Here is a 17,701-nt window from a genome sequence, read left to right as displayed (position 1 = left end):
CCCGCGAAAGTGGCCGGGCGCGCCCGCTCGACGGGCGGCCGCTGAGATGGCATCCCGCTCGCTGCGGACTGAGGCGATCGTGCTGCGCTCGATCCGCTTCGGCGAGGCCGACCGCATCCTCCACCTCTACACGCCCGAGCACGGCCGCCTCGGCGCGATCGCGAAGGGGGCGCGCAGAACGCGCAGCCGCTTCGGCGCGCGGCTGGAGCCGTTCTTCCACCTGACGCTGAACCTCCACCTCAGCCGCGGCGACCTGCACACGGTCACGACCGCCGACACGATCGACCCGCACGGCCCGCTGCGCGAGCGCGCCGCCTCGCTCGACGCCGCCGCGCGCGCCTGCGACGCCGTCTCCCGCCTGTTCGAGACCGACGACCCGAGCCCCGCGGTCTTCCATCTGCTGGCGAACAACCTGACGCTGCTCGACGGCGACGCGCGCCACGCCGAGCCGGCGTCCCAGCTCGCCTTCCGCCTCAAGCTGCTCGTCGCCGGCGGCTTCACGCCGCAGCTGGCCTCGTGCGCATCGTGCGGCGAGAGCGATCACCTCAGCGGCTTCTCCGGCGCGGCCGGCGGCGTCGTCTGCAGCGCCTGCGAGGCGTCGGCCTTCCCGTTGACGGAGGAGGCGCACGGCTTTCTCGTCGGGGCGCTGGGGAGGCCGCTCGCGGATGCGCCGCAGGCCAGCCTGCGCGCGCTGCGGCAGGCGGAGCGGGCGATCAGCGAGACGGCCGAGCACCACGCCCACGTCCACTTGCGGTCGTTGGCGCGACAGTAAGTGGTCCGACCAATATAGTGCCGGGATGACCGAGAGAGCTGTGCCTGACACGACGTTTGTCTACGACTTCGCGCAGGGGTCGCGCGAGAGACGTGATCTGCTTGGTGGCAAGGGGGCGAACGTCGCCGAGATGACCCGCATCCTCGGGGCCGACCGAGTACCAGCGGGCTTCACGATCACGACGGAGGCGTGCGTCGCCTACATGGAGGCCGATCGCACCGAGCCCGACGGCCTCGCGGCCGAGGTCGCGGGGGCGCTCGCGCGGCTGGAGACCCACGTCGGCAAGCGCCTCGGCGACGACGCCGACCCGCTGCTCGTCTCCGTCCGCTCCGGCGCGCGCGAGTCGATGCCGGGGATGATGGACACCGTCCTCAACCTCGGCCTCAACGACCGCTCGGTCGAAGGCCTCGCGGCGAAGACCGGCAACGCCCGTTTCGCGTGGGACTCCTACCGCCGCTTCGTGCAGATGTTCGGCAACGTCGTGCGCGGCGTGCCGAGCGAGCGGATCGAGGCGACGATCAGAGCGTTGAAGGGCGAGCACGGCGCGACGCTCGACACCGACCTCGACGTCGACGCGCTGCGCGAGCTGACGGCCCGCTTCAAGACCTTGTTCGAGGAGCACACCGGCGAGCCGTTCCCGCAGGAGCCCGGCGAGCAGCTGCGCCAGTCGATCCGCGCCGTCTTCGACTCGTGGATGGGCGAGCGCGCGATCCACTACCGCCGCATCAACCGCATCCCCGACGCCTGGGGCACGGCGGTCAACGTGCAGCAGATGGTCTTCGGCAACAAGGGCGACACGTCGGGCTCCGGCGTCGCCTTCAGCCGCGACGAGGTGACCGGCGAGCCCGAGCCCTCCGGCGACTTCCTCCAGAACGCGCAGGGCGAGGACGTCGTCTCCGGCGTGCGCAACACGCGCGACATCGCCGAGCTGGCCGAGATCATGCCCGCCGCGCACGCCGAGCTGATGGAGATCCTGCGCACGCTGGAGCGCCACTACGGCGACATGCAGGACACGGAGTTCACGATCGAGGAGGGGCACCTCTACATGCTCCAGACGCGCAACGCGAAGCGGCCGGCGCAGGCGGCCGTGCGCTTCGCCGTCGACGCGGTGCATGAGGGGCTGCTCGACCGCGACGGCGCGCTGCTGACGATCGACGCGAGCGCGCTCGACGCGCTGCTGCACCCGACCTTCGACCCGTCCGCCGAGATCCACCAGCTGGCGCGCGGCGTCGCCGCCTCGCCGGGCGCGGCGAAGGGCGCGGTCGTCTTCACGGCCGACGAGGCGGTCGCGGCCGCGGCCGAGGGACGCGCGGTGGTGCTCGTGCGGCCGTTCACCGAGGCCGAGGACGTCGCCGGCTTCCACGCCGCGAAGGGGATCCTCACCAGCGAGGGCGGCAAGGCGTCGCACGCGGCGCTGGTGGCACGCGGGATGGGGCGGCCGTGCGTCTGCGGCGCCTCGACGCTGGAGATCGACGTCGAGGGCGGCGAGATACGCGCGCCCGGCGGCGTCGTCATACGCGCCGGCGAGCAGATCGCGATCAACGGCTCGACCGGCCTGATCACGACCGACGACGTGCCGCTCGTCGAGGCCGAGTGGAGCGAGCAGTTCGAGACGGTGCTGGAGTGGTGCGACGAGCTGCGCACGCTCGGCGTGCGCGCCAACGCCGACACGCCTCAAGACGCCAGACGGGCGCGCGAGTTCGGCGCCGAGGGGATCGGCCTCTGCCGCACCGAGCACATGTTCATGGCGGCCGACCGCCAGCCGAAGATGCGCGCGATGATCCTGGCCGACGGGGAGGAGGAGCGGCGCGCGGCGCTGGAACAGCTGCGCCCGCTGCAGCAGGAGGACTTCGAGGGCCTGTTCGAGGCGATGGCCGGCGTGCCGGTCTGCATCCGCTTGCTCGACCCGCCGCTGCACGAGTTCCTGCCGCAGCGCCACGAGGTCGAGGCGGAGCTGGCCGACCTGCGCTCCGCCGGGGCGGCGGAGGGCGGCGCCGGCGGCGGGAAGATCGCCGAGCTGGAGCGGACGCTCGTGCGCGTCAAGACGCTGGAGGAGGTCAACCCGATGCTCGGCACGCGCGGCTGCCGCCTCGGGATCCTCTTCCCGGAGATCTACGAGATGCAGGTCGTCGCGATCTTCGACGCCGTCCTGGCGGTGCGCGAGCGGACCGGGAAGGCGCCGCTGCTGGAAGTGATGATCCCGCTCGTCGACTACGAGACGGAGCTGGAGATCCTTCGCGAGCTGGTGCTCGACGCGGCGACGGCGCGCGGGCTGACGGTCGGTGAGGACTTCCTCGTCGGCACGATGATCGAGCTGCCGCGGGCCTGCTTCCAGGCCGACAACATCGCCCACCACGCCGACTTCTTCTCCTTCGGCACCAACGACCTGACACAGACCGCGCTCGGCTTCTCGCGTGACGACGTCGAGTCGAAGTTCATGGGCGTCTACCTCGACCGCAAGATCCTCGACCGCTCCCCGTTCGAGACGCTCGACACGCCCGGCGTCGGCCAGATGGTGCGGATGGCGGCCTGGCTGGGCCGCAAGACCAAGCACCAGCTGAAGCTCGGCGTCTGCGGCGAGCACGGCGGCGACCCCGACTCGATCGACTTCTTCCACCACTCCGGGATCGACTACGTCTCCTGCTCGCCCTTCCGCGTCCCGATCGCCCGCGTGGCGGCCGCGCGGGCGGCCGCGAAGGAGCGCGCGGCGGCGCAGTGAGCCGCCGGCGGCGCGGCCACCTGCCGCGCCGCCGCCCCGTGCCAGAATCAGTGGTGCGATGTCCTCCGTCACGAGCGCCCATCCCACCGGCCCCGTCGCGCAGGCGTTCGCCGCGCGCGTGCGCGAGCAGGAGGAGCGGGCGCTGGCGCCGCACGCGACGCGCTCCTACCCGGCCGAGCGCGCCCGTCCCGAAGACGACTGCGGCATCCGCACGCCGTTCCAGCGCGACCGCGACCGGATCGTCCACAGCAAGGCGTTCCGGCGCCTGAAGCACAAGACGCAGGTGTTCGTGGCGCCGGAGGGCGACCACTACCGCACGCGCCTCACGCACACCCTCGAGGTGACGCAGGTCTCGCGCACGGTCGCCCGCGCGCTCGGCCTCAACGAGGACCTGACGGAGGCGATCGGGCTCGGGCACGACCTCGGCCACCCGCCGTTCGGCCACATCGGCGAGGACGTGATCGACCGCTGCCTGCAGGAGCGCTTCGGCCGCCGCTTCCGCCACTACGAGCACTCGCTGCGGATCGTCGAGCGGCTGGAGCGCGACGGCGCCGGCCTCAACCTGACCGCGCCGGTGCGCGACGGGATCCTCGGCCACTCCGGCCGTGCGCCGCAACCGGCGACGCTGGAGGGGCGGATCGTGCGGCTGCTCGACCGCGTCGCCTACATCAACCACGACATCGACGACGCCGTGCGTGCCGGTGTGCTCTCAGAGCGCGACCTGCCGCGCGAGCCGCTCGCGGCGCTCGGCGAGACCGGCTCCAAGCGGATCGACGCGCTCGTCCACGACGTCGTCGAGCAGTCGGCGCGCGCCGGCGACCAGATCGTGCAGGGGGAGGAGGCCGGCGCCGCGATGGCGGCGCTGCGCAGCTTCATGTTCGAGCGCGTCTACCTCGGCCCGGCCGCGCGTGCCGAGCACGGCAAGATCGAGCGCGCGATCAAGACCCTCTTCGACCACTACGTCGAGCATCCCGACGAGATCCCGCCGCTGCTGCCGGAGGGGGAGGCCGACCTCGCCGAGCGCGTGACCGACCACCTCGCCGGCATGACCGACCGCTACTGCATCCGCCAGTTCGAGGACCTGACCGTCCCGGACGCCTTCGCCCCGTGAGCCGCTACACCCCCGACTCGAAGGATCGCGTCCGCGATGCGGTCGACATGATCGCGCTCGTCTCCGGCAAGACGGAGCTGCGGCGCGCCGGCGTCAACTCCTACTTCGGCCGCTGCCCGTTCCATGACGAGCGCACCGGCTCCTTCCACGTGCGCCCGGAGGAGAAGCACTACCACTGCTTCGGCTGCCAGGAGTCGGGCGATCCGTTCGACTTCGTGATGCAGACCGACGGACTCGACTTCAGAGGCGCGCTGGAGACGCTGGCACAGCGCTTCGGGGTCGCGCTGGAGGTCGAGGACGAGGACCCGCTCGCGAAGGCGCGGCGCGAGCGGCGCGACCGCCTGCACGCGCTGCTGGACCGCGCCGCCGGCTACTACGCCCGTTATCTGTGGGAGTCGGCCGAGGCGGCCGCGGCGCGCGACTACCTCGCCAGACGCGGCCTCGAGGTCGAGACGCTGAGAACGTACCGCGTTGGCTATGCCCCGAGCGCGTGGGACAAGATGCTGCTCGGCTCGCGCCAGGCCGGCTTCAGCGAGGAGGAGCTGCTGGCGACGGGGCTGGCGCAGAGAAGCCGCCAGCGCCCCGGCTCCTACTACGACCGCTTCCGCGAGCGGATCATGTTCCCGCTCGCGAACGCGCGCGGGAAGGTCGTCGGCTTCGGCGCGCGCGCGATGCGCGACAACCAGCCGCCGAAGTACCTCAACACCAGCGAGGGCGAGGTCTTCCACAAGGGCAGCCAGCTGTTCGGGATCGACATCGCCCGCAGACCGGCCGCGCGCGCCGGCACGATCGTGCTCGCCGAGGGCTACACCGACGTCCTCGCGCTGCACCAGGCCGGCGTGCAGAACGCCGTCGGCGTGATGGGCACGTCGCTGACCGACGAGCAGGCGCGCGAGCTGGAGCGGACCGCGAGAACGCTCGTGCTGGCGCTCGACGCCGACGGGGCGGGGCAGGAGGCGATGGTGCGCGCCTCGCGGATCGCCGCCGGTCGCAGACTGGAGCTGCGCGTCGCGCGCCTGGCCGACGGGATGGACCCGGCCGACCTGATCCAGCAGCAGGGCGCGGGCGCGGTGCGCGAGCTGGTCGCCAGATCGGTCCCGTTCGTCTCCTTCCACGTCGACAAGATCCTCGGGAGCGCCGACCTCGGCGACGCCGAGGGCAAGGACCGCGCGATCGCCGAGCTGGGCCCGGTGCTGGCCGCGACGCCGCCGAGCGTGCTGCGTGAGGAGCTGGTCGGTCGCATCGCCGATCGCCTCGGCCTCGGCCGCCCACTGGCGGCGCAGCTGCTGGAGCGGGCCGCGGCGGAGGCGCCGCCGGAGCCGGTCGAACCCGCCCCGCCGACTGCTGCGCCCACCGCCACTGCGAACACCACAGCGACCGCTCCCGCGCCGCCTCGCGTCGATGCGCCGCCCTCCTGGGATGACGACCCGGGCCCGGAGGAGCCGCACTTCGGCGACGAGGACGACTACTACAACGAGCGCTTCGCGCCTGGCGGCGGGGGCGGCGCGCCGCCGTCCGCCCCCGCGGCGCCCGCGCCGACGGCCGGCGCCGCCAAGGTCGAGCGCACCTTCCTGGCGCTCTGCGTCGCGCTGCCGCGGCTGGGGGCGCAGGCGCTGACGCGGATCGACGTCGAGCAGCACCTGACCGATCCCTCCGCCCGCGGCGCCGTCGCCTTCCTGCTCCCGCCGGGCAGACTCGACAGCGTCGAAGAGGAGCTCACGAACGCCGACGCCGGACTGCGGCCGTACCTCGGCGACCTGGTCAGAGCCGCGACCGCCAGCGACGCCTCCTCCGACGCGCTGGAGCTTGCCGAGCTGATGCTGGAAAAGGGCCGGCTGGAGCGGGCGAAGGAGCGCGCGATGCGCGAGGGCACCGGCGGCGTCGCGGAGATCGGCCAGCAGCTGCTGAGAGTGCGCCAGCGCGCGGGCAGGCTGATGGAGCAGATCCAGGCGGCCGCGGGGCAGGGGTGACGCTGCGCGCCGCGCCCCGGCCCGCTACCATGCACTCCGCGCGGTCCCTGGTAGCTCAATTGGCAGAGCATTCGGCTGTTAACCGAAGGGTTGTTGGTTCGAGTCCAACCCAGGGAGCTCTCAAAAGCCCTGCAAATGCAGGGCTTTTGTCGTTCTGAGATGGCACTCTTCCAGAAACACGAGCCGGACCTGCGCGAGCTGGCGGCGTACGTGATCGAGGCCGCGCGCAGCCGCCACGGGTCGGTCAACCGGGCGAGAGTCGTGAAGCTGCTCTATCTCGTCGACGTCGAGCGCGTGCGCAGCCGGCGGGCGCCGCTCACGGGCGTCGCCTGGACCTGCTCGGACTTCGGCCCGTCGGCGCCGGAGCTGGCGCAGACGCTCAGCGACGTCGAGCGCGTCGAGCTGAAGCCGGAGACGTGGGGTGTCCGCGTCAACGCCGATCGCTTCGGCGAGCCGGGCCGCGGCGACGACTGGGTCTCCGGGACGAAGCTGCTCGTCGACGGCGTCGTGCGGGACTGCGGCGGGCTCGACCTGAACGCGCTGCTCGACCACGTCTACTTCGCGACCGGCCCGATGGTTGACGCGCGGCCGGGGCAGCCGCTCGATCTCGACCGCGCCCGCGAGGACCGCGGAACGCGTCCGGCGAGACCGCTGGCGCCCGCGCCCGCACCGTCGGACATCGGCATTCGGTTGGAACGGTGGCGAACGACCAACCGCGAGCGTCTCGCGCCGCTCACGCTCGACCGCCCCGACGAGTAGCGATGCACGGCTGGATCGACTACTACGAGCCCGCACAGGCGACTGTCACGGGCGGCCAGATCTGGTTCGGAGAGCCGATCGCGCTGCCGGCCGTCCACGGGCTGCGGATCGACAGAGTCTCACCGAGAGACGACACCAGAGCGAGCGTGACCTTCGCCGACCGCGCCGCCGCGGCGGCCGGCGACCATCCGCCGATCAAGGTGCTCGGGCTGCGCTCCGACGAGTCGGCGGCTGTCGTGACCGCGCGGCGGCGGCCGCTGGTCGTGCTGGGCGGCGCCGGCGCGACCGAGCTGACGCCGGCCGGACCGCGCGCTGCCGACACAGTCCTCGTCGTCCCCGTCGAGAGCGTCGCCGACCATCCGCGCGAGCTGCGCCTGCGGATCGCCGCCTACGAGTTCCCCAACGCCTTCTACCTGCCGGCGGCGCCGCAGCACAGATTCGCGGAAGGGTTCGCGCGGCTCGACCAGGCGCAGCCGCTCCCGCGCGCCGCACTGACTGGCCACAGAGGGTTCGCGCTCACCGCCGACGCGCTCGACGCGCTCGTCGAGTGGTTCGTCGCCTACAGCACCGGCCGCCGCTTCGAGGACTCGCTGATCGCCGACTACCGCAGGGAGCGGCTCGCCGAGCTGGACGCCGGCTGACGGCGCGTCGCCCCGCCGCTGTGCATGCGCGCGACGTCGAGATGCTCGACCAGCGCCCGTTCGGCGGCAGCGCGGTCGCCGGCCCGCAGCGCGATCACGATGCGGACGTGCTCGGCGAGGATCTCGTGGGCGCGCGACGCGTCGGCGGCGACCGTCGCGGCGACGACGCGATGCTGGCGGTCGCGCAGGCGGTCGTAGAGGTCGAGCAGGATCTCGTTGCCGGCGGCGGCGACCCAGGCGCGGTGGAAGTCGCGGTCGGCGACGGCGAAGCCGGGCCGGTCGTCGGCTGCCAGCAGCTCGCGCTGGCGGGCAACGACGCGCTCCAGCTCCGGCACGACCGCGGCCGGGTCGGCGAGCTGGATCGCGTGGCGCTCGACCAGCATCCGCACGTCGAAGAGGTCGGAGATCTCACGCGCCGATATCGGCGTCACGAGCGCGCCGCGCTTGGGGTAGAGCGTCAGCAGGTGCTCGGACTGGAGCTGCAGCAGCGCTTCGCGCACCGGCGTGCGGCTGACGCCGAGCTGCTCGGCGATCGCCCCCTCGCTCAGCAGTTCGCCGTCGGCGTAGTCGCCCGCGAGCAGGCGCTGCTTGACGTGGTCGTACGCGCGATCGGCGGCGCTCATGGGCCGGATCATATAGATTCGGCATAGATGCAAGCTGTCGACGAGTTGCGTGCAACGCCTCGCGCCTGGTGGATCTGGGGGCTTGGCGCGAGCTTCTACTTCGCGGCCGTCTTCCACCGCATGGCGCTCGGCGTCGCCGGGCTGCGGGCGGAGGAGCGGCTGCACTTCGACCACGAGGTGCTCGCCAGCTTCACCGCACTGCAGTTCGCGATCTACCTCGCGATGCAGATCCCCGCCGGCCTCGCCGCCGACCGCATCGGCCCGCGCCGCACGCTCGCCGCCGGTCTGCTGGCAATCGCGACAGGCGAGCTGGTCTTCGCCGTCGCCCAGAGCGTGCCGCCGGCGATCGCCGGCCGGGCGCTGATCGGCTTCGGCGACGCGATCATCCTGATCAACGTGCTGCGGCTGACTCAGAGCTGGTTCCCGTCGCGGATGGGCTCGCTGCTGGCGGCGCTGACCGGCGTCGTCGGCGCGCTCGGCCAGCTGCTCGGCACGATCCCGCTGCAGGCGGCACTCGACGGCCCCGGCTGGACCGCGACCTTCGCGACCTCGAGCATCGTCACGCTCCTGCTCGCGGCGCTGGCGCTGATCGCGATCCGCGACCGCCCGCCGGGCGTCCCCGCCCCGCGCCGGCACGACCACGCTCCGATCGCCGCGACGCTGAAGGCGGCGTGGGCGCGGCCCGGCACCCGGCATGGCTTCTGGGCCCATCTCGCGCTGATGGCGCCGTTCCAGGTCGTCAGCGCGCTGTGGGGCGCGCCGTTCCTGATCGAGGGCCAGCAGTTCGACGACCACACCGCCGCCGCGTACCTGCTGATCTGCTCGGCCGGATTCGCCGTCGCAGGGCCGCTGCTCGGTCTGATCGCCGACCGCGGCCTGCGCGCGCAGAACCGCACGCTGCTGGCGATGAACGCGCTCGTGGTGGCGTTGTGGGCGGCGATCCTCGGCTGGCCGGCCGGCGACGCCGTCCCCAGAGCGCTGCTTGTCGCCGGCTTCGCACTGACCGGCGCCGGCGCGGCCGGGGGAATGGTCGCCTTCGCGCTCGGTCGCCGCGAGAACCCGCCCGAGGCCGGCGGTGCCGCGGTCGCGATCGTCAACTGCGGCGGCTTCAGCGCCGGCATCGTCGCGCTGCTGATCGCCGGGCTCCTGCTCGGCGGCGACGGCACCCCCAGTGCTGACCGCTTCCGCGTCGCGCTGGCGCCGATGGCGCTGCTGTCGGCGATCGCGTTCGTGCGCTGCATCCAGCTCTCGCGCCAGCGCGAGCGCATCGCGGCGGCCGACGCCACCAAGGCGGCCGCGCGGACAGCCGCGGCGAACGCGCCGGCGCCTGCCGCGTAGGATGGGTGGCAACGACACCGCCAGGGGGAGGCGCATGAGCGAGATCGGACGAGGGGAACGCGGCCAGCAGCGGCGCGCGAGGCGAGCGCCGCGATGCCGGTGAGCCGCGACGGCACGTGTCGACGCAATTTCCCGCGCTCAAGGCGTCGCGGCTGATGGCGCTGCTGCAGCGCGAGCCGCTCGCCTACGAGATCGTGCGCCAGCGCGGCTCGCACCGTCGTCTGCGCTCACGCAACGGCTATCCGGACATCGGCTTCTCGTTTCACACGTCCGTCACGATTCCGGGCGGCCTGGTCCGCAAGCTGCTTGTCGGCGACGTCGGTCTCAGCGAAGATGAGGCGAGGAGCCTGCTCTGATGAGAACCGCGCAACTGATCTATCACGACGACCCCGACGGCTGGTGGGCGGCATCGCCCGACCTGCCGGGCTACTCGGCGGCCGGCGCGACGTTCGAGGAGCTGCGCGACCTCGTGCGCGAAGGCGCGCCGTGGTACGCGGAGGAAGTGCTCGACCTGCATCATCTGGTGCCCGGGCCGCGCTCGTGGTGGACGGCGCCCAGCGTCGGCCAGCGCGCGCGGCTCGAACTGGCGGCACCCGGACCCAACCCTGGACTCACGATCCGCAGCAGCGGACTCACGAAGGCGGCTTGACGACGATGGAAGCAGACCTGCTCCTCTGCGATCACGCAGAGGCGATCAACGGCAAGCTCTACATCATGGGGGCGGCCTGGAACCTGTTGCAGGCGCCGGGGCAGGCGATCAACGTCGCGCTGGCGATCGTGGTGAAGGTCGCCTGGGACGAAGCCGACCAGGGTCATGACCTGATCGCCGAGCTGCTCGACGCCGACGGCGAGCGGATCATGATCAACGGCGAGCCGGTCGCGCCCAGCGGCCGCTTCGAGCTCGGCCGCCCGCCCGGCCTGAAGCCCGGTTCGACGCTCAACATGCCGCTCGCATTCAACCTCACCGGGCTCGTGCTCGGCGTCGGCCAGTACGAGTGGCGCCTGACGATCGACGGCGAGACGGTCGCGCGCGCACCGTTCGCGGTGGTGGAGCCGTTCGCAGTGGCGTAGTGTCGCTCCGACCCCGACGGGAGGAGACCCGAGGTGAAGCTCTACGTGTGCTGGGGGACGTTCCAGGTTCCGGCGGTTCGCAGTCATCCGTGCCGTGACGCGCTGCACGCGCTGCAGGCCGCCGGTTACGAGCCGGAGGTCGTCAGAACCTATGGGTTCGGCGCGCTTCCGGACGCGCTGAACCCGCTGCGCAGAGAGGTCAAGAGACTGACGGGGCAGTCGTGGGTGCCGGTGCTGCTGACCGACGACGGCACCGCGATCCGCGAGTCGAAGAAGATCGCGGCGTGGGCGGCGGCCCACCCGGCCGCCAGCTCGGGCCGCGTCGGCGCGGCGGACTGAGACGCATCCGCCGCGCCCGAGCCGCGCGCGGGGGTCGCTCACCCTTCGCGCGCGAGCCGCTCGACCAGGTCGGCGGCGTGCGCGGCGGCGTCGTGCCCGGCGCTCCAGGCGGCCAGCTCGCCGGCCCGGCGCGCCAGCAACGGCTCCTCCAGCGCGCGCTGGACCGCCAGCCGCACGCCGCGCGCGGTCGTGAAGCGCCACGGCAGCCGCACGCCGGCGCCGGCCCAGTCGAGCCGCGCCGCGTTCTCGCCCATGTCGCCCGCGACCGGGCAGGCGACGACGGCCGCGCCTGAGTGCAGTGCGCGCACCATCGTCCCGTGGCCGACGTGGCAGAGCACGAGCGCGCACTGCGGCATCGTCTGCGCGTAGGAGACCCACTCGACGAGGCGCGTGTTGGCCGGCACCTCGACCGGCCCCGGCAGCGGCCGCCGGTTCCACGTCGCCAGCACGCGGATCGGCAGGTCGCCGAGGCCGGCGAGCGCGGCGCGCAGCAGTCTGTGGTCTCTGTCCTGCGCCGTCGAGGGGGCGACCAGCACCAGCGGCGCATCGCCGGGCGGCAGCTCGACGGGGTCGGTCGGCGGCTCCCACAGCAGCGGCCCGACGACGTGCGTGTGCGCGGGCCAGGCGCGCGGATACTCCAGCTGCGGGTAGGTCGCGACGATGCAGAGCCGCTCGCTGAGGCCGCCGTGGACACGCTCCACCGGCGGCAGGCCGAGCTGCGCGCGCGTGTCGTTCAGCTCCCGCTGGCCGTAGCGCAGGCCGCGCTCGACGAGCGGGTCCAGGCGCTGCCACAGCCGCCGCCCCGCGGCCGTGCGCGGCCAGCGCGCGCCGAACGAGTAGGGCGGCGCGCCAGGTGGCGGCGCGGGGTGGACGTGGGGGACGAGCGTCGCCGCCGGGATCCCCTCGAGTTCCGCGGCAAGCGCCGGCGCGAGCGTCAGGATGTCGGCGACGACGACGTCGGGGCGGGCCCGCGCCACCGCCGGCCGCGTCTCCGAGACAGCCCGCACGACCGCCTCGTACATCGTCATCGGCCGCTCCTGCGTGGGGAAGACCGGGTACTCGGGCGCGGCCACGAAGGCCATCCCGGCGGCCTCGACCTCGGTCCGCCAGCGCGACCAGGTCTCCATCGTCACGGCATGGCCGCGGCGGGCCAGCTCGGTCCCCAGCGCGAGCATCGGGAAGGCATGCCCGGCGTCCCCGAAGGCGCCGAGGAAGACGCTCAAGGAGGACCTTTGCGACGCACCGAGAAGCGGTGCAGGAACTGTGGAGCTTTGATGAGCTTTAATGACTTGAGGCACGGATGACCTGCACACACGTTGGGGGCTCATGGACGAAGTCGCCACCGAGCGGCCGCGAGGATACGACGAGTCGGAGATGACTGGCGCAGCAGTCAGCGTCAGCGTGTCCGAGGACGGGCCGAGCAGCGTCTCCGGACGCCTGCGCGGAACGCTCGTGCGCGTCGCCGGCGTCGTCGGGGTCTGCGCGATCGCTGCGCTCGTCGCGATCGCCCTGCTCGACGTCTCGACGGTCCTGCGCTCGCTCGTCGCCGCCGTCGCGGGCACTGCCGGGGTCGCTGCCGCGATCGTGCTGACGCGTGCGCTGGCGGGTCTGCGGACGGAGCACGACAGACTCGCGCGCCGTGAGGCCGACGCGCTGCGGATGGCCGACCTCGACGAGCTGACCGGCCTCGGCAACTACCGCATGTTCACCCGCCAGCTGGCGGCCGAGGTCGCTCGCTCGCGCCGTTACGAGGAGACCTTCTCGCTCGTCCTGCTCGACCTCGACGGCTTCAAGGCGATCAACGACGAGCTCGGCCACCTCGCCGGCGACGACGCCCTCAGGCACGTCGCGGCCGCGCTGCGCGAGACGCTGCGCGAGGAGGACGTCTGCTGTCGGCAGGGCGGCGACGAGTTCGCCGTGATCGCCGTGCGCGCCGGCGCCGAGGAGGCTGCCGACCTGAGCGAGCGGCTCACGCGCGCGATCGAGCACATCCCCTTCGGCGTCAACGGCGAGCGCCGGCTCGGCGCCTGCGCCGGCTGGGCGACCTTCGGCGAGCCGGCCCGCAGCGCCGATGAGCTGATCCTGCGCGCCGACGCCGCGCTGCGCGACCGCAAGCGCTCGACCAACCGCCCTGCCGCCGCTCGTCCTCGCCACGCGTCCGGCGCCCGCCGCCAGGCCGGGCGGCTGGGCCGCGGCGAGACGGCGCGCCTGGCGCTGCTGTCGGGCCTCGCCCGCGCGCTCGCCGGCGCCCGCGACGAGCGCACGCTGGCGGAGACGACCGTCGCCTTCATGACCGGCGCCTTCGACACGATCGGCTCGGCGGCGCTGGCGACCTGGCCGCACGCCGGCGTCAGCTCCGTCGCGCTCGTGCGCCCGCGCCTCGTCGTGCTCGGCTCCGGCGGCGAGGAGGCGGCCGCCGGCGGCGCGCTGGCGACCCGTTCGAGCGTCCGGCGCGCACTGGCCGCGGCGGGGCCGGCGGTCGTCGAGGACGATCGCGGCGGCTGCTGGATCGACGGCACGCCGGTTCGCAGCGAGCTGGCCGTCGCCGTGCCCGACGGGACCGCGACGTGGGGCTGCCTGCTGATCGCGTGCGACCGCCCGCGCGCCTACGGGATCGTCGAGCGCGCGCTGGCCGAGGCGATCGCGCAGCAGCTCGGCCGCGCGCTGTCGTGCCGGCGGCTGCTCGACAAGCTGAGCGTCTCGGGCTTCGGCGAGCTGTACCGGATCGCCGCCGACGCCGGTGCCGAGGCAGCCGGCGGGATCCAGCTCGAAGAGCATGCCGAAGACGCCGAGCAGTGGCGGCTGGCCGACCTCGCGTGGCAGGTCGGCCGCGCCTTCGACCTCGACGAGATCGAGCGCCGCGCGCTCTATCTCGCGGCGCTCTTCCACAACGTCGGCACCGTCGGCGTGCCGGCCGCGCTGCTGGCGCATCCCGGCGAGCTGCACGAGGAGGAGCGGGCGATCCTGCGCGAGCACCCGCTGATCGGCGAGCGGATGCTGCGCGCGCTGCCGCTGCTGCGCGATGCCGCGCCGATCGTCCGCCACGAGCACGAGCGCTGGGACGGCGGCGGCTACCCGGACGGGCTCGCAGGCGAGCAGATACCGCTCGCCGCGCGGATCCTGCTCGCCTGCGACGTGTTCGTCTCGATGACCTCGCCGCGGCCGTGGCGACCGGCCCGCCCGGCGGCCGCCGCGCGCGCGGAGCTGCGGCGCGTCAGCGGCGCCCAGCTCGACGGGCGCGTCGTCGACACGCTGCTGGAGCTGCTCGACGAACAGGTCGCCGACCTGGACGACGACGATGAGCGCAGCGTCCAGCCGGCCGGCGTCTGAGACAGCCGCTGAGCCGCGCGCGGCTATCCCTCCGCCAGCTCGGCGACGAGCCGCAGCTGGTCGAGCCGCTCCTGCATCGTCCACGCCATCGGCGAGACCATCAGCGTGCCGACGCCGGCCTCGCGGAAGACCCGCAGCCGCTCGCGCACGACGTCGGCGGGGCCGCACAGCGAGACGAGGTCGATCAGCTCGTCAGGCAGCGCCGCTGCCGCCTCCTCGCGCTTGCCGTCGAGGTAGAGGTCCTGCACCCGGCGCGCCGCCTCCTCGAAGCCGTAGCGCTGCACGAGGCTGTTGTAGAAGTTCGCTCTGCGCGAGCCCATCCCGCCGACGTAGAGCGCCAGGTAGGGGCGCATCGCGTCGCGTGCGGCGGCGCGGTCGTCGGTCACGAAGACGTTGACCGTCGGCGCGATGTCGAAGCCGTCGAGCGTGCGCCCGGCGCGCGCCGCGCCCGCTTCCAGGTGACCGCGGAACTCGGCGACGTGCTCAGGGCTGAACAGCGTCGGGATCCAGCCGTCGGCGACCTCGCCGGCGAGCGCGGTGTTCTTCGGCCCGATCGCCGCGAGGTAGATCGGGATCCGCTCCTGCACCGGCGCGATCGTCAGCTTCAGCGCTTTGCCGGGACCGTCCGGCAGCGGCAGCTCAAGCGTCTCGCCTCTGAAGACGACGCGCTCGCGCGCCAGCGCCATCCGCACGACCGCGACGTACTCGCGCGTGCGCTGGAGCATTCTGCCGTAGCGCTGACCGTGCCAGCCCTCGGCGACCTGCGGCCCGGAGGCGCCGAGGCCGAGCAGCATCCGCCCGCCCGACAGCTGGTCGATCGTCGCCGCCGTCATCGCCGTCATCGCGGCGCTGCGGGCGGGGATCTGGAAGATCGCCGAGCCGAGCTTGATTCTGCTCGTGCCGGCCGCCAGCCAGGCGAGGATCGTCGCCGTGTCGGAGCCGTAGGCCTCGGCCGCCCAGACGGAGTCGTAGCCGAGCCGCTCGGCCTCCTGCACGATCGCGAGCTGCTCCTGCGAGGTCAGGCCAAGCCCCCAGTAGCCGACGTGGACGCCGAGGCGCATCAGAGGTCCTCGCCGGCGCGGGCGAAGATGATCTCCGGGACGATGCAGGCGGGGGAGAGCTTCAGCAGCATCCGCACCGCCTCGGAGATGTCCTCCGGGCGGATCATGTCGCTCGGCTGCACGTGGCCCTTGACGAAGTCGGTCATCGCCGTGTCGACGAAGGCAGGGCAGAGCGCGGTCGACTTGATCCCGTCGGCGTTCAGCTCCTTGTTCATCGCCTCGGTGAAGCCGATCACCGCCGCCTTCGTGGCGGAGTAGATCGACAGCCACGCCTGGCCGCGCTTGCCGGAGATCGACGAGGTGTTGACGACGAGCGCGTTGCGATGCTCGCTGCCGGCGGCGCGCAGCAGTCTCGCGCACTCGCGGTAGAAGAGGATCGGCGCGCGCAGGTTGACGTCGAGCTGCATGTCGAGCCGCTTGGTCTCGATGTCGGCGACAGCGGCGCCGATCCCGACGCCGGCGTTGTTGACGAGCACGTCGAGGCGCCCGTAGCGCTGCTCGTGGGCGGCGACGACCGCCTTGACGGCATCCTCCTCCGACAGCGGCCCGGCGACGTCCTGGACGTCGTAGCCGGCCTCGCGCAGCTCCTGCGCCGCCGCCGCCAGCTTCTCCGGCCGGCGGGCGGCGAGCGTGATGCCGTAGCCCTCCTCGCCGAGCATCCGCGCGATCGCCAGTCCGATCCCGCTCGAAGCACCCGTCACGATCGCCGCTCGTTGCGCCATCTCCACCATCCTCTGCTCAGGTCGGACTGCGCGGGCCTCTCCGAGCCCGGCGGAGGTATCCAATCACTCCACCGCGTCGCGACTCGCCGCTTCGGCGATCGCGCCGACGCCGTACGCTGTCGCGATGGCCGACCGCACCCCCGAGATCGCGGTCCTGGCCGTGCTCGCGCTGCTGGTCGCCGGCAGCCTGCTGTTCGGCGGCGGGAGCGGAGGCGACGACGAGGCCTCTGCGGAGGCGATCTCGCCGCAGCGGCTGGCGCGCGTCGAGCAGCGTGTCGAGCAGCTGCGTGGGCTCGAGTTCAGACGGCCGGTGCGCGTCACCGTCATGAGCCCGCAAGAGGTGCGCGACTACGGCGTCAGAGAGGAGCGGGCCGCCAGCTCCAGAGCGCGCGACGCGGCGACGGAGGAATTGCTGAAGCTGCTCGGCCTGATCGACCCCGACGTGCGCATGTCGGCGGTCACCGAGTCGATCTACGGCGAGCAGGTCGCCGGCTTCTACGACCCCAGAACGGAGCGTCTCGCGCTCGTCAGCGGCGTCGGGATCGACGACGTGACGCTCGCGCACGAGCTGACGCACGCGCTCGAGGACCAGCACTTCGACCTCACCAGACTGGGCGGCAACGACGGCGGCGAGGTCGTCGACGAGGACGCCGCCAGCGCCGAGAGCGGGCTCGTCGAGGGGACCGCGACGGTCGTCATGACGCGGTACCTCGAGCGCTACCCGGAGGCGCTCTCGTTCGGCGACGCGCTCGGGCAGCTGTGGGGGGCGAGCGGCTCGACGCCGCTGCCGCCGTACGTGATGCGCTCGCTGCTGTTCCCGTACGAGCAGGGCGAGCGATTCGTCTCGCGGCTGCTGGAGGAGGACGGCGGCTGGAGCGTGGTCGACGACGCGCTGCGCGAGCGGCCGCCGCGCTCGACCGCCGAACTGTACGACGCCGAGCGCTGGCTGAGAGACGAGCCTCCGGCGCGCGTCCCGCTGCCGGCTGCCGGCGCGCCCGGCGCCGGCTGGAGACGAGTCGCCGGCTCGACGCTCGGCCGCTTCGACCTCGCTGAGCTGCTGCGCGAGGCGGTCGGCGAGCAGGCCGCCGGCCAGCTCGCCGCGACCTGGGAGGGCGGCCGCTACGCGCTGTGGCGGCGCGGCCCGCTGCCGTCCGCCGACTGCGCCGCGCCCTGTCTGGCGCGCGACGCCTTCACGCTGCGGCTGCGGCTCGACTCGCGCGCGGCGGCCGGCGCGGTGTCGGCGGC

General features: G+C 73.2%; 17 protein-coding genes and 1 tRNA gene. 14 read left to right on the top strand and 4 right to left on the bottom strand.

Features of this window, described 5'->3' with window-relative positions:
- The first annotated feature begins 46 nt into the window (after positions 1 to 46).
- The 7 genes from recO (at position 47) to R7226_RS09865 (ending at position 7,972) form a co-directional block, all read left to right on the top strand.
- Positions 47 to 772: a DNA repair protein RecO gene (recO, locus tag R7226_RS09895; RefSeq protein ID WP_318596940.1), complete on the top strand. Its 726-nt coding sequence runs from the start codon at positions 47 to 49 to the stop codon at positions 770 to 772.
- Between the two features lie 25 nt (positions 773 to 797).
- On the top strand, positions 798 to 3,491 hold the full coding sequence (gene ppdK, locus R7226_RS09890; RefSeq protein WP_318596938.1) for a pyruvate, phosphate dikinase: 2,694 nt from the start codon (positions 798 to 800) through the stop codon (positions 3,489 to 3,491).
- 58 nt (positions 3,492 to 3,549) lie between these two features.
- Entirely contained in the window at positions 3,550 to 4,602 is a 1,053-nt protein-coding gene (locus R7226_RS09885) for a deoxyguanosinetriphosphate triphosphohydrolase (protein ID WP_318596937.1), read from the top strand.
- On the top strand, positions 4,599 to 6,572 hold the full coding sequence (gene dnaG / locus R7226_RS09880; protein WP_318596936.1) for a DNA primase: 1,974 nt from the start codon (positions 4,599 to 4,601) through the stop codon (positions 6,570 to 6,572). Before R7226_RS09885 ends, dnaG begins: the two co-directional genes overlap by 4 nt.
- A gap of 44 nt (positions 6,573 to 6,616) precedes the next feature.
- Positions 6,617 to 6,689 (top strand) — tRNA-Asn (locus R7226_RS09875).
- 42 nt (positions 6,690 to 6,731) lie between these two features.
- Positions 6,732 to 7,331 carry a hypothetical protein gene (locus R7226_RS09870; RefSeq protein ID WP_318596935.1) on the top strand — a complete coding sequence of 200 codons (600 nt, stop codon included), beginning with the start codon at positions 6,732 to 6,734 and terminating at the stop codon, positions 7,329 to 7,331.
- Between the two features lie 2 nt (positions 7,332 to 7,333).
- Positions 7,334 to 7,972 (top strand): hypothetical protein, encoded by a 639-nt coding sequence (locus R7226_RS09865; RefSeq protein ID WP_318596934.1) that lies wholly within the window; start codon positions 7,334 to 7,336, stop codon positions 7,970 to 7,972.
- On the opposite strand, the gene R7226_RS09860 is transcribed toward R7226_RS09865, so the two are convergent.
- Positions 7,933 to 8,595 (bottom strand): GntR family transcriptional regulator, encoded by a 663-nt coding sequence (locus R7226_RS09860; RefSeq protein ID WP_318596933.1) that lies wholly within the window; start codon positions 8,593 to 8,595, stop codon positions 7,933 to 7,935. The two genes, R7226_RS09865 and R7226_RS09860, sit on opposite strands and share 40 nt — an antisense overlap.
- Positions 8,596 to 8,622: 27 nt before the next feature.
- Between R7226_RS09860 and R7226_RS09855 the strand changes: the two genes are divergently transcribed.
- The 5 genes from R7226_RS09855 (at position 8,623) to R7226_RS09835 (ending at position 11,343) form a co-directional block, all read left to right on the top strand.
- Positions 8,623 to 9,933, top strand: a complete 1,311-nt coding sequence (locus R7226_RS09855; protein WP_318596932.1) for an MFS transporter — start codon at positions 8,623 to 8,625, stop codon at positions 9,931 to 9,933.
- A 155-nt stretch (positions 9,934 to 10,088) separates the two neighbouring features.
- Positions 10,089 to 10,289, top strand: coding sequence for a type II toxin-antitoxin system HicA family toxin (locus R7226_RS09850; RefSeq protein ID WP_318596931.1), 201 nt, complete (start codon positions 10,089 to 10,091; stop codon positions 10,287 to 10,289).
- Complete coding sequence (locus tag R7226_RS09845; protein ID WP_318596929.1) at positions 10,289 to 10,582, top strand: type II toxin-antitoxin system HicB family antitoxin; 294 nt, start codon at positions 10,289 to 10,291, stop codon at positions 10,580 to 10,582. Before R7226_RS09850 ends, R7226_RS09845 begins: the two co-directional genes overlap by 1 nt.
- A gap of 5 nt (positions 10,583 to 10,587) precedes the next feature.
- Positions 10,588 to 11,004, top strand: coding sequence for a DUF6941 family protein (locus tag R7226_RS09840; RefSeq protein WP_318596928.1), 417 nt, complete (start codon positions 10,588 to 10,590; stop codon positions 11,002 to 11,004).
- A 33-nt stretch (positions 11,005 to 11,037) separates the two neighbouring features.
- Positions 11,038 to 11,343 carry a glutathione S-transferase N-terminal domain-containing protein gene (locus R7226_RS09835; RefSeq protein ID WP_318596927.1) on the top strand — a complete coding sequence of 102 codons (306 nt, stop codon included), beginning with the start codon at positions 11,038 to 11,040 and terminating at the stop codon, positions 11,341 to 11,343.
- Between the two features lie 38 nt (positions 11,344 to 11,381).
- On the opposite strand, the gene R7226_RS09830 is transcribed toward R7226_RS09835, so the two are convergent.
- Positions 11,382 to 12,566 carry a glycosyltransferase gene (locus R7226_RS09830; RefSeq protein WP_318596926.1) on the bottom strand — a complete coding sequence of 395 codons (1,185 nt, stop codon included), beginning with the start codon at positions 12,564 to 12,566 and terminating at the stop codon, positions 11,382 to 11,384.
- A 151-nt stretch (positions 12,567 to 12,717) separates the two neighbouring features.
- Between R7226_RS09830 and R7226_RS09825 the strand changes: the two genes are divergently transcribed.
- Positions 12,718 to 14,673 carry a diguanylate cyclase gene (locus tag R7226_RS09825; protein WP_318596925.1) on the top strand — a complete coding sequence of 652 codons (1,956 nt, stop codon included), beginning with the start codon at positions 12,718 to 12,720 and terminating at the stop codon, positions 14,671 to 14,673.
- 23 nt (positions 14,674 to 14,696) lie between these two features.
- Here the strand turns inward: R7226_RS09825 and R7226_RS09820 are convergent, their stop codons facing one another.
- Both R7226_RS09820 and R7226_RS09815 read right to left on the bottom strand, forming a co-directional pair.
- On the bottom strand, positions 14,697 to 15,734 hold the full coding sequence (locus R7226_RS09820; RefSeq protein WP_318596924.1) for an LLM class F420-dependent oxidoreductase: 1,038 nt from the start codon (positions 15,732 to 15,734) through the stop codon (positions 14,697 to 14,699).
- Complete coding sequence (locus R7226_RS09815) at positions 15,734 to 16,456, bottom strand: SDR family NAD(P)-dependent oxidoreductase (protein ID WP_318596923.1); 723 nt, start codon at positions 16,454 to 16,456, stop codon at positions 15,734 to 15,736. Before R7226_RS09815 ends, R7226_RS09820 begins: the two co-directional genes overlap by 1 nt.
- A gap of 124 nt (positions 16,457 to 16,580) precedes the next feature.
- Between R7226_RS09815 and R7226_RS09810 the strand changes: the two genes are divergently transcribed.
- Positions 16,581 to 17,701, top strand: a 1,121-nt coding sequence (locus R7226_RS09810) for a hypothetical protein (RefSeq protein WP_318596921.1), incomplete at its 3' end; no start/stop codon positions are given.

Source organism: Conexibacter stalactiti, assembly GCF_033542075.1.
Taxonomy (GTDB): domain Bacteria; phylum Actinomycetota; class Thermoleophilia; order Solirubrobacterales; family Solirubrobacteraceae; genus Conexibacter; species Conexibacter stalactiti.
This window is presented reverse-complemented; position numbering and strand designations above follow the sequence as displayed.

What these genes read in the sequence shown, in the direction of transcription:
- R7226_RS09860 (WP_318596933.1), bottom strand. Translation starts at nt 8,595, where the DNA reads ATGAGCGCCGCCGATCGCGCGTACGACCACGTCAAGCAGCGCCTGCTC.
- R7226_RS09845 (WP_318596929.1), top strand. Translation starts at nt 10,289, where the DNA reads ATGAGAACCGCGCAACTGATCTATCACGACGACCCCGACGGCTGGTGG.
- recO (WP_318596940.1), top strand. Translation starts at nt 47, where the DNA reads ATGGCATCCCGCTCGCTGCGGACTGAGGCGATCGTGCTGCGCTCGATC.
- R7226_RS09840 (WP_318596928.1), top strand. Translation starts at nt 10,588, where the DNA reads ATGGAAGCAGACCTGCTCCTCTGCGATCACGCAGAGGCGATCAACGGC.
- R7226_RS09885 (WP_318596937.1), top strand. Translation starts at nt 3,550, where the DNA reads ATGTCCTCCGTCACGAGCGCCCATCCCACCGGCCCCGTCGCGCAGGCG.
- R7226_RS09850 (WP_318596931.1), top strand. Translation starts at nt 10,089, where the DNA reads ATGGCGCTGCTGCAGCGCGAGCCGCTCGCCTACGAGATCGTGCGCCAG.
- R7226_RS09825 (WP_318596925.1), top strand. Translation starts at nt 12,718, where the DNA reads ATGACTGGCGCAGCAGTCAGCGTCAGCGTGTCCGAGGACGGGCCGAGC.
- R7226_RS09865 (WP_318596934.1), top strand. Translation starts at nt 7,334, where the DNA reads ATGCACGGCTGGATCGACTACTACGAGCCCGCACAGGCGACTGTCACG.
- R7226_RS09870 (WP_318596935.1), top strand. Translation starts at nt 6,732, where the DNA reads ATGGCACTCTTCCAGAAACACGAGCCGGACCTGCGCGAGCTGGCGGCG.
- ppdK (WP_318596938.1), top strand. Translation starts at nt 798, where the DNA reads ATGACCGAGAGAGCTGTGCCTGACACGACGTTTGTCTACGACTTCGCG.
- R7226_RS09815 (WP_318596923.1), bottom strand. Translation starts at nt 16,456, where the DNA reads ATGGCGCAACGAGCGGCGATCGTGACGGGTGCTTCGAGCGGGATCGGA.
- R7226_RS09855 (WP_318596932.1), top strand. Translation starts at nt 8,623, where the DNA reads ATGCAAGCTGTCGACGAGTTGCGTGCAACGCCTCGCGCCTGGTGGATC.
- R7226_RS09820 (WP_318596924.1), bottom strand. Translation starts at nt 15,734, where the DNA reads ATGCGCCTCGGCGTCCACGTCGGCTACTGGGGGCTTGGCCTGACCTCG.